This window comes from Kitasatospora sp. NPDC056181 (genome assembly GCF_042266225.1).
Classification (GTDB): domain Bacteria; phylum Actinomycetota; class Actinomycetes; order Streptomycetales; family Streptomycetaceae; genus Kitasatospora.
This window is the reverse complement of sequence record NZ_JBHJUK010000216.1, coordinates 1-11,202: the sequence shown is the minus strand read 5'-3', so window position 1 is coordinate 11,202 and position 11,202 is coordinate 1. Positions and strand designations below refer to the sequence as shown.

At 75.6% G+C, this 11,202-nt stretch carries 4 protein-coding genes; 1 reads left to right on the top strand and 3 read right to left on the bottom strand.

What is annotated here, in order from left to right; all coding sequences use genetic code 11:
• A partial coding sequence (locus tag ACFC1F_RS40500; protein ID WP_376166453.1) for an amino acid adenylation domain-containing protein occupies positions 1-4,233 on the bottom strand: 4,233 nt, incomplete at its 3' end.
• Entirely contained in the window at positions 4,230-9,218 is a 4,989-nt protein-coding gene (locus ACFC1F_RS40495; protein WP_376166451.1) for an amino acid adenylation domain-containing protein, read from the bottom strand. The genes ACFC1F_RS40500 and ACFC1F_RS40495, both read right to left, overlap by 4 nt.
• Before the next feature lie 521 nt (positions 9,219-9,739).
• On the opposite strand from ACFC1F_RS40495, the gene ACFC1F_RS40490 reads away from it, so the two are divergent.
• A complete protein-coding gene (locus tag ACFC1F_RS40490; RefSeq protein WP_376166449.1) occupies positions 9,740-10,177 on the top strand; it encodes a YchJ family protein in 438 nt (145 codons plus the stop codon).
• A gap of 45 nt (positions 10,178-10,222) precedes the next feature.
• Here ACFC1F_RS40490 and ACFC1F_RS40485 read toward each other — a convergent pair.
• On the bottom strand, positions 10,223-11,202 hold a 980-nt coding region (locus ACFC1F_RS40485; protein ID WP_376166447.1), incomplete at its 5' end, for a polysaccharide deacetylase family protein.

Below are 11,202 nucleotides of genomic sequence, written 5' to 3'. Positions count from 1 at the left end.
CACCGAGATCATCGCGAAGTCGAAGGCGGAGCCGGTCTGCTGGTACACCCAGACGCCGAGCGCGAAGGTGGAGAGACTGGTGCCGATCATCGAGACGAACTGCCCGATCGCCACCTTCGCGAAGGTGCCCAGGTCGGCCCGGGCGGCCGGGCGCTTGGCCGCGACCTCCTCGGCCACCGTTCCACTGGCGATGAACTCGGCTATCACCCGGGCGAGTTCGTCCGCCTGGTGCTTGAGGAAGTAGTGCCCGGCGCGCGGGATGACCGCCAGGTCGACGGTCTCGCCGAAGTGCTCCCACTCGGCGTAGCGCTCCTCGTACAGCTGGGTGGCACGGTCCTTCTCGCCGACCACGCAGAGGATCGGCGCCGATATCGGGGCCGGGCGGGCGTCCCCGTACGCCCGGGTGTAGAACTCCTCGGCCTGCCGGACGTCGTGGCGCAGCGCCCGGACCAGGAAGTCCTGTTCCTCCTGGTCGTAGACGTCGGTGAAGCCGCCCATCGCCCGCAGGTAGTCGAGGTAGGAGCGGTTGGAGAGCATCCGGTCGCCGGGCAGGCGCTTGGCCATCCACTCGGCGAACCGGCCGGGGAGCCGGGCCGCGGGGAAGGTCCCGCCGAGGGCGACGCCGCGCAGGTCGACGCCGGCCGCCTCCAGTCGGGCGCCGAGTGCGGTGGCGAGCGCGCCGCCGAGGCAGTGTCCGTAGAGCACCACCGGGCCGTCGATGCGTTCGGTGATCTGCTCGGTCAACCGGTCTGCCAGGACGTCGAGTTCGGCCAGTTCGTCGTCGGGGCGGCTCGGGTCGTGGCCGGGCAGTTCGACGGCGTAGAGCCGGTGGCCGGGGGGCAGGGCGTCGGCGAGCGGCTGGAAGGTGATCGGGCTGCCGCCGCCGTAGGGGACGCAGACCACGTTCACCTCGGCGGGCGCGTTGCCGCGGGTGAGCTTGTGCAGAAGGGTGCGCGGGCCCTCGTCCGCCGTGCCGCCGGCCCGGGCGTCGAGCAGGGTGGCGAGCTCGCGGACGGTCGGGTGCTGGAAGAGGTCGATCACCGAGAGCCCGCGGCCGATCTGCCGGACGGCGTGCACGGCGGAGAAGGAGTCGCCGCCGAGCGCGAAGAAGTCGTCCGTCGCGCCGATCTCGTCCACGACCAGGACCTGCCGGTAGGCGGCGGCCACCTCATGCTCGGTGGCGGTCGTCAACTCACCGCCGCCCGAGACGGGTTGGGCGGCCTCCGGCTCGGGCAGGGCGGCCCGGTCGACCTTGCCGTTGGCGTTCAGCGGCAGGGCGTCCAGCACGACCAGGGCGGCGGGCACCATGTAGTCGGGCAGCCGGGTGCGCAGCGCGGCCCGCAGCTCGCCCGGGTCCGGGGCGGCGGCCGGGTCGGCCGGCACCAGGTAGCCGGCCAGGGTGCGGGCCGCGCCCTCGCCCCGGGCGACCACCACGGCCTCGCGGATCTCCGGGCGGCTCGTCAGTTCGGCCTCCACCTCGCCGATCTCGACGCGGAAGCCGCGGATCTTGACCTGGTGGTCGACCCGGCCGAGGAACTCGATCGCGCCGTCCGGGCGGCGGCGGACCAGGTCGCCGGTGCGGTAGCTGCGCCGATCGCCGACGACGGTGAACCGCTCGGCGGTGAGGTCGTCGCGGCCGAGGTAGCCGCGGGCGACGCCGCCGCCGGAGACGTACAGCTCGCCCGGGACGCCGACCGGCACCGGGCGCCGGCGGGCGTCCAGGACGTGCGCGCCGACGTTGCCGAACGGCCGGCCGAGCGGCGCGGTGGCGGCGTCCCCGAGGTCCTCCGGCACGGGCGCGCCGAGCATGGAGACGGTGGTCTCGGTCGGGCCGTAGTGGTTGTGCAGCAACAGGTCGGGGCGGGCCGCGCGGATCCGGGCGACGAGGTCCGGCCGCAGGGCCTCACCGGCGCAGATCAGCAGCCGGCCGGGCAGGATCCCGCCGAGGCCCGCGCCGTGCGCGGCGAGGCCCTCCAGGTGGCTGGGGACCAGCTTCATGGCGTCGATCCGGTGCTCGGCCGCGTAGGCGGCGAAGGCGTCCGGGTCGGTGGCCTGCTCACGGGTGAGGAGGTGCAGGCAGCCGCCGGCGGTGAGCGCGCCGAACACGTTGGTGGTGCCGAGGTCGGCGGCGAAGGTGGAGACCAGCGCCCAGTTCCAGCCCTGCTGGTCGCCGCCGATCCGCTCGCGCAGGCCGTGAAGGTAGTTGCGGTAGTTGCGGTGCTCGACGGCGACGCCCTTGGGGGCGCCGGTGGAGCCCGAGGTGAAGATCAGGTAGCAGAGGTGGCCGGGGCGGACGTCCACCTCGGGGGCGTCGGCGGCGGCCGTGCCGTCCAGGACGACGACCGGCGCGGTGTCCGGGGTGGCGGCCGTGCGGGCGCGCAGGTCCTCGGTGGTGACCACGGCGGCCGCCCCGGAGGCGGTCAGCAGGGCGCGGATTCGCTCGTCCGGGTACAGCGGGTCGAGCGGCAGGTAGGCGCCGCCGGCCTTGAGGATGCCGAGCATGCCGACGACCAGCGCGGCCGAGCGCTCGACCAGCAGGCCGACCGGGGTGTCCGGGCCGACCCCGAGCGCGCGCAGCCGGTGGGCCAGCGCGTTGGCCCGGTGGTCGAGTTCGGCGTAGCTCAGGACGCCGTCGGCCCCGCGGACGGCCGGGGCGTCCGGCGTGCGGCGGGCCTGCTCCTCGACGAGGCCGTGCAGCGTGCCGTCGAGGTCCCAGCCGCGCAGGGTGTCGTCCCAGTCGGCGAGCAGGCGCTCCTCGGCGGGCGTGAGCAGCGGCAGGTCGGCCAGCGGGCGGTCCGGGCCGTCGGCCATCGCGTCGAGCACCGTGGTGAGGTGGCCGAAGACGCGGCGGACGGTCGGCTCGTCGTACAGCTCGGTGCGCCAGACGAGGTCGGCGGTGAGGTCCCCGCCCTGGTCGACCACGGCGACGGAGAGGTCGAACTTGGCGGTGTCGGTGCCGACGGGCTGCCAGTCCGCCTTCAGGCCGGGCAGGTCGAGGGCGGCCTCGGCCTGGTTGTGGACGTTGAGCATGACCTGGAAGAGCGGCGTGTGCGCGAGTTCCCGCTCCAGGCCGAGGGCGTCGATCAGCCGCTCGAACGGCAGGTCCTGGTGGCCGAAGGCGCCGAGCGTGCCCTCGCGGACGCGCTCCAGCAGCTGCCGCACGGTCGGGTCGCCGGAGAGGTCGGTGCGCATCGCCAGGGTGTTGACGAAGCAGCCGACCAGCGGCTCGGTCTCGCTGCGGGTGCGCCCGGCGACGGGCGTGCCGACCACCACGTCCTCGGCGCCGGTGTACCGGGAGAGCACGGTCTGCAGGCCGGCCAGCAGCACCATGTACGTGGTGGTGCCGGTCTGCTCGGCGAGCGCCCGGATCCGGTGGCTGCGTTCGGCGCCGAGGCCGACGGTGATCTTCTCGCCGCGGGTGCCGGCCAGGGCGGGCCGGGGCCGGTCGGTGGGCACGGTGACGGTGGCGGTGGCCCCGCGCAGCCGCTCCTGCCACCAGGCCTCCTGCCGGGTCAGTTCCTCGGCCAGTGCGGTCTGCTGCCAGTGCGCGACGTCGGCGTACTGGACGGGCAGCGGTGCGAAGGCGGGTGCGCGGCCCGCGGACCGGGCCGCGTAGGCGGCGGCGAGGTCGGCGAAGAGCACGCCGATCGACCAGCCGTCGGCGGCGATGTGGTGCAGCACCAGGCCGAGCACGCCGGCGCCCCCGCCGGTGCGCAGCAGGGTGGCGCGCAGCGGCAGGTCGGCGGCGAGGTCGAACGGCCGCCGGGCCTCGGCCTCCAGGACGGCGTCCACCCGGTCGGCGGGGACGTCGGCGGTGGCGAGGGTGAAGGAGGCGGCGTCGAGGGTCTCGGGTCTGACGTCCCCTCCGTCGGCCCGGTAGACGGTGCGCAGGACCTCGTGCCGGTCGAGCACGTCGGTGAGCGCGGCGCCGAGCACGGCGGGGTCGGGCTCGCCGTCGAGGTGCAGGGCGAGCGGGATGTGGTAGGCGGCGCTGTCGGGCTCGTACTGGGTGAGGAACCACATCCGCCGCTGGGCGGAGGAGAGCGGTGCCGGGGTGCCCTCGGGGCGGGGCGTGATGCCGTGCGCCCCCGGGGCTCCGGCGTCCGCTCCGGCCCCGGCTGCCGCGTCCCTGGCCGCCTTCGCGGCCTTGGCCTTGGCGAGCCGTCGGCGGAGCAGTTCCTGGCGTCTGTCGTCCTGGTCGGGCCGGGGCCCGGTGGTGGGCTGGTCGGTCATGCGTTCTCCCCCGTCCGGGCGGCGGCGTCCTTGCCGTCGGGCCCGGCGTCGATCCGGTCGGTCTGGTCGGGCTCGTCGAACTCGTCGAACTCGTCGAACTCGTCCGTGTCGTCGAGTTCTTCGAGGAGTTGGTCCTCGATCCGGCGCGCCATCGCGGCCAGGGTGCGGGCCTCGAAGACGGTGCGCAGCGGCAGGTCGGTGTCGAAGGTGTCGCGGATCCGGGCGGTCAGGCGGGTGGCGAGCAGGGAGTGGCCGCCGAGCGCGAAGAAGTCGTCGTCCCGGGAGACCTGCTCCAGGCCGAGGACCTCCTGCCAGAGGTCGGCGAGCAGTTCCTCGCAGTCGCCCTCGGGCGGCCGGCCGGCGCCGCCGAGCCGCGGCGCGGGCAGTGCGGCCCGGTCGACCTTCCCGGCGGGCGTCAGCGGCAGCGCGTCGAGCAGGACGAGCGCGGCGGGCACCATGTAGTCGGGCAGCCTGCCGGCGAGCACGCTGCGCAGCGCCTCCTCGGTGAGCGTGCCGTCGGTGACGGCGTATCCGGCCAGGACGGGCCCGGCCGGGGTGCCGGCGAGGCGGGCGGCGCCCGCGGTGACGCCGGGGACGCCGGTGAGCGCGGCCTCGATCTCGCCCAGCTCGATCCGGAACCCGCGCAGCTTGACCTGGGCGTCGGTACGGCCGTGGTACTCCAGCCGGCCGTCGGCGCGGCGGCAGACGAGGTCGCCGGTGCGGTACATCAGCTCGCCCTCGGGGCCGCCGGGCTCGGGGACGAACCGTTCGGCGGTCAGGTCGGGGCGGCCGTGGTAGCCGAGCGCGACGCCGGCGCCGGCGATGCAGAGCTCGCCGATGCCGTTGACCGGTACCGGCCGGCCGGCGGCGTCGAGCAGGTGCAGCCGGGTGTTGGCGATGGGTGCGCCGAGTGCCACCACTGCGCCGTGGGCGGCGAGTTCGGGGGTCACCTGCTGGGCGGTGGACCAGACGGTGGTCTCGGTCGGCCCGTAGAGGTTCCAGAGCACGCCGGTGCGCTTGATCAGGGCCTCGGCGAGGTCGGCGGTGAGCGCCTCGCCACCGCAGAGGGCGGTCAGGCCGGGGCGGCCGGGCCAGTCGGCCTCCAGCAGCATCCGCCAGGTGGCGGGGGTGGCCTGGAGGTGGGTGATGCCGCGCCGCTCCAGCCAGCCGGCCAGGGCGTGGCCGTCGGTGGCGGTGGCGCGGTCGGCGATCTCCACCCGGGCCCCGGTGACCAGCGGCAGCCAGAGTTCGAGCCCGGCGATGTCGAAGGTGACGGTGGTGACCGCGGCCATCACGTCCTGCTCGGTGAGGCCGGGTTCGCGGCCCATCGAGGTGAGGAAGTTGACGATCGCCCGGTGCGGTACGGCGACGCCCTTGGGGGTGCCGGTGGAGCCGGAGGTGTAGAGCAGGTAGGCGCGGTCCTCCGGGCCGACGGCGACGGCCGGGGCCTGCGGGGCCGTGGCGGCCTCCGGCCCGTCGATCAGGACGACGGCGCGGCCGTCGAGCAACTCGTCCCCCGCGGTGGCCTGTTCGGCGACCAGCAGGGTGACGCCGGCGTCCTCCAGCACCGCGCGGTTGCGGGCGAGCGGCTGGTCGACGTCGAGCGGCAGGTAGGCGGCGCCGCTGCGGAGCACGCCGAGCAGGGCGGCGGGCAGCAGCCGGCCGCGCCGGACGGCGACCGCGACCAGCGTGCCGGGGCCGGCCCCGCGCCCGGCCAGCAGGTGCGCCAGGCGGCCCGCGGTGGCGTCGAGTCCGGCGTAGTCGAGGACGCCGTCGGCGGCGGAGACGGCGACCGCCTCCGGGGTGCGGGCGGCCTGGGCGGCGACCAGTTCGTGGAGCCGGGCGTCGGGCACCGGTTCCCCGGTCCGGTCGGCCGGTGCGCCGGCGGCCAGATCGGCGGCCGAGAGCATCGCCAACTCGCCGATCGGACGGTCGGGTTCGGCGACGGCGGCGGCGAGCAGCGCGACCAGGTGGTCGAGCGCGGCCTGCACCGACCGCTCGTCGTAGCGCGAGGTGCGGTACTCGGCGGAGAGCAGCGGCCCCTCGGCCGGGAACTCCAGGAACAGCGAAAGGTCGGTCTTGGCCCTGCCGTTGCACACCTCGGAGACGAACTGCAGGCTGAGGCCGGGGAGTTCGATGCCGGCCACCGGGTGGTTCTGGACCGCGAGCAGCACCTGGGAGATCGGCGAGGCGGTCAGCCCGGCCGATCCGACGGCCCGGCGGGCGTGCTCGAGGAACGGGTAGCCGCTGTGCTCGGCGGCGTCCAGCACCACCGGGCGCACCCGGGCGACCAGTTGGCGGAAGGTGTCGGTGCCGGCCGCGTCGAAGCGCAGCGCGACGGTGTTGATCAGCGAGCCGAGGACCTGTTCCAGTTCCGGGACGGGCCGGACGGCGAACGGGCTGAGCACGGCGAGGTCGGTACGGCCGGTGTAGCGGTGCAGCACACCGCCGAGCGCGGCCAGCACGGCCATGTAGAGGCTGGCGCCCTCCTGTGCGGCCCAGCGCTCGGCCGAGCGGACCAGTCCGGCGTCGATCCGGCGGGCGGTGCGGCGGCCCGCGGTGTCGTGCGGGTTCGGGTGCGGGCGGTCGCCGGGCAGGTGCTGGTCGGCGTCCAGCCCGAGCAGCCCCTCGCCCCAGCGCAGCGCGTCCTCCCGGCCTGCCGCTTCGGCGCGCTCCTCCCAGCGGGCGACGTCGGACACCTGGAGCACGGGCTCGGCGAGCTCGCCGTCCTGCAGGGCGCGGCCCAGCTCGGCGAGGAACAGGCCGGCCGCCCAGCCGTCCATGGCGGCGTGGTGGACGGTGAACAGCAGCTCGTGCCGGCCGTCGCCGGTGCGCAGGGCGAGGGCGCGCAGCAGCCGGCCCCGGGCGAGGTCGAGCGGCCGGGCGGCCTCGGTGCGCAGCGCCGCGTCCAGCTCCTCCTCCCCCGCGCCGGTGAGGTCCAGCAGCGGGACCTCGACCGGGTAGGGCGGGCGGACCTCCGCGACCACGTCGCCGTCCTGGCCGCCCAGCGCGGTGCGCAGCACCTCGTGGCGGCGGACCACCTCGGTCAGCGCCCGGCCGAGCGCGGCGAGGTCCAGCGCGCCGACGGCCCGGATCCGCAGCGGCACGTTGTAGAGCGCACTGCCGGGCTGGACGGACTCGTGCAGCCAGAGTTCGCGCTGGAAGGAGGTGGCGCGGGCGGGCAGTGCGGCCTCGCGGACGGGCGGGGCGACCGAGGGGCGGCCTCCGCCGCCGTTGGCCACCCGGACGGCGAGCGCGGCGACGGTCGGCGCGGCGAAGAACTCGGCCAGCGGGACGCGGGTGCCGTACTCCCGCTCGATGCGGGCGAGCAGGCCGGCGGCCAGCAGCGAGTGACCGCCGAGGTCGAGGAAGACGTCGTGGACGCCGACCTCGGGGACGCCGAGCAGGCCGCGCCACAGCTCGGCGATCCGGGTCTCGACGGGGGTGCGCGGCGCGACGAACAGCTCCGCGCCTCCCCGGCTGCGGGCGACCGGCGGCAGCGCCTTGCGGTCGGTCTTGCCGTTGGGCGTGAGCGGCAGCCGGGCCAGGACGCCGACGGCCAGCGGCACCATGTAGCCGGGCAGCGCGGCGGCGCAGTGGGCGCGCAGTTCGGCGGCGGTCGGCTCGGCGGCGCCGGGCGCGGGCTGGACGAAGGCGGCCAGGTAGTCGCCGGCCTCGTCCTGCTGGACGACGGCGGCGGCGGCCTCGACGGCGGGGTGGGCGGCGAGCACCGCCTCGATCTCGCCCAGCTCGACCCGGAACCCGCGCACCTTCACCTGGTGGTCGACCCGGCCGTGGTACTCCAGGTTCCCGTCCGGCAGGCGGCGGACGAGGTCCCCGGTGCGGTAGCAGCGCTCGCCGCCGACGGTGACGAACCGCTCCGCGGTGAGGTCCGGGCGGCCGTGGTAGCCGCGGGCCAGGCCCTCGCCGGCGAGGTAGAGCTCGCCGATGCCGCCGTCCGGCACGGCGGCCTGCCGCTCGTCGAGGACGTGGCCGGTGGTGCCGGTCAGCGGGCGGCCGATCACGGGTTCGCCGCGCTCGTCGCGGCCGACCAGCGACCAGGTGGAGTAGACGGTGTCCTCGGTGGGCCCGTACAGGTTGTACAGGCGCTCGACCTGCGGCTGGGCGTAGACCTGGTCGGCCAGGTGGCGCGGGAGTGCCTCGCCCGCGAGGTTGACCACGCGTACGCCGCCCGGCAGACCCCCTCCGCCGGGCAGGCCGGCACCGCGCAGCAGTGCGGCCATCGCGCTGGGCACGGTGTTGACCAGGGTCACGGCGTCACGGGCGGGCAGCTCGGGCAGCGCAAGGACGTTCTCGGCCACCACGACCGCGCCGCCGACGGCGAGCGGGAAGAACAGCTCGTACACCGAGATGTCGAAGCAGACCGAGGTGCCGAACAGCACGCCGGCCACGTCGGCGGCGCTGTAGGTCCCGGCGGCCCAGCGGAGCATGGCGTTGACGCCGCCGCAGGTCACCGCGACACCCTTGGGGCGGCCGGTGGAGCCGGAGGTGTAGAGCACGTAGGCGAGCGCGTCGGCCGTGTGGGCGGCCGGGGCGAGCGGTGCGGTGGGGCTGTCGCCGTCGGTGTACAGCAGGGTGGCGCCGGCGCCGGCCAGCAGGTGCTCGTGCGCCCGGTCGGTGACCACGACGGGCGCCTGCGCGTCGCCGATCACCAGCTCCAGCCGGTCCTGCGGGTACGCCGGGTCCAGCGGCACGTACGCGCCGCCTGCGCGCAGTACCGCCAGCAGGGTGACCACGAGGTCCGCCGATCGCGGGAGGCAGACCCCCACCAGCGTCTCGGCGCGCACCCCGGCGCCGGCCAGCCGGCCGGCCAGCGCGTCGACCGCGGAGTCCAGTTCCCGGTAGGTCAGGCTCCGCTCGCCGTCGATCACGGCGACGGCCTCGGGCGTCCGTCTGACCTGGGCGCCTAGCAGATCGGCCGGCGATGCGATCGGGTCGAACGGAGGAAGTCCCGTCGAACTCATCAACTCTCCTGAGGGATGGCCCTGCGCCGACTTGTGGTCGGCGAGAAATGGGCGGTGTGCCCTCGGAGATGGTGGGGTAAGGATCTTCGAATGGCCAGCACATTTCCCACACTCGTTCGATATGCCGGAAAGATCACCCCTTTCTCTGCGCTGAGCGGTACGCCTGGGTGACGGTTCGTCGGCCATCTTTCACGGACCGTCAGCACTGGTGACATCCGAACGCATTGGCGCTACCTTCATTCCAGCCACGGACCGCTCCCGGCGCGCACCCCCGGCGCCCCGCCCGCCGCGATCTCTTGGCGTTCCCTTTACCCTGCCTCGTCGTCGGCACGCCGCCCCTGCCACTGCCTCCGCCTGCACCGTTGCCGCTCCCGCCGCCGCAGTGGGGCCGGCCGGCGCCGGAACCCGTGCCCCCGGGCCCCCGCGACCCGCCGACAGGGCGCGGGTGCGCACCGGGGCCCGGAGGCCGCACTGCCCCGACCCGGAGCGCGGCACTCCCCCGAGGGGCCAGAATGGACGCCATGTCCCGACGCCGACCCGCGCCCCGCGCCGCCGCCCCCGCACCCCGGCTGCTGCCCTCCTCGCCCTGCCCGTGCGGCCTGTCCGCCTCCTACGGCGACTGCTGCGGCCGCTACCACCGCGGCCAGGCCGCGGCGCCGACCGCCGAGGCGCTGATGCGCTCGCGCTTCAGCGCCTTCGCCGCCCACGACGAGGCCTACCTGCTGCGCAGCTGGCACCCCGACACCCGGCCGGCCACGGTAGATTTCGACCCCGGGCTGCGCTGGGTCCGCCTGGAGGTGCTCTCCACCACGGACGGCGGGCGGTTCCACGCCGAGGGCACGGTCGCCTTCCGCGCCCACTACACCGAGGGCCGGGAGGAGGGCGTCCTGACCGAGCACAGCCGGTTCGTGCGCCACGAGGGCGCCTGGGTGTACCTCGACGCGCTCACCCTGGACTGACGGCCGCCCGGTCCCGGCGGCGGCCGTGCCCGGCGGCGGCCGCCGCTACAGGTAGTCGTCCAGGCGGGCGAGGGTGAATCCCTGTGCGGTGACCTCGTTCACGACCTTGCGGAGCAGGTCGGGCATCGTGCCGTTCCACAGGTCGGTACCCCGGAAGTGGGTGAGGATGATGTCGCCGGGGTGCAGCCGCTGGTCCTCGTACCGGTACTCGACGTGGTCGGGGAACGCCTCCTCGTTCCAGAGCGGCACGGCCTCGATCCCGCAGGAGGCGGCGGCCCGCAGGGTGTCGTCGTTGTACTCGCCGTACGGGGGCCGGAACAACCGGGGGCGGACGCCGATCTGCTGCTCCAGCTGGTCCTGCTGGCGGCAGATCTCGTCGCGCTGCGTGGCGTAGTCCAGCACCTTCAGGTTGCGGTGGTTGATGGTGTGGTTGTTCACCGCGTCGCCCTGGGCGGCGAGCTTGCGGAAGTAGCCGTAGTCCGAGCGGGCCAGGTAGTCGGCGACGAAGGTGCTGAGCGGAACCCCGAGCTCGTCCGCCATCCGGGAGAAGTCCGGGTCCTTCTCGGCCCCGTCGTCGACGGTCAGGAAGACGATCTTCCGGTCGGTCGGAACGCGGTACACCACCGGGGGCAGCCCCTCCTGGAGCTTCACCCCCTGTACCGGCTTCAGTTCCGGCTTCACCAGGGGCGGCTGTGGCGCCCGCGGCGGCAGCTGCTCCAGCCCCCACCGGTGCGCGGTCTCCAGCCCGGCGCGCACGGCCGCCTCCCGCCGGGCCACCGCCTCGCCACTGCTCTCCTCCTCGGCGCGGGCCAGCCCCGGCAGGGCCAGCGGCGCGGCCGGCGGCCTGGGCACGCCCCGGTCCGCGGCCGCGCCGGCCCCCGAGGACGGACCGCCCTGCCCCTTCTCCGGCCGGCCCGCCGCGCCGGGGGGCCCGGCGCTGACGCAGGCTCCCGCGGGCGGGCCGGCCGCCCCGCCCGGCACCGCGCAGCCGGCGGCCGCCGCGGCGAGGCCCCGCGGCGCCGCGC

Bases quoted from the DNA above. Each gene is read 5' to 3' on its own strand.
- ACFC1F_RS40490 (WP_376166449.1), top strand. From the start codon at position 9,740: ATGTCCCGACGCCGACCCGCGCCCCGCGCCGCCGCCCCCGCACCCCGG.
- ACFC1F_RS40495 (WP_376166451.1), bottom strand. From the start codon at position 9,218: ATGAGTTCGACGGGACTTCCTCCGTTCGACCCGATCGCATCGCCGGCC.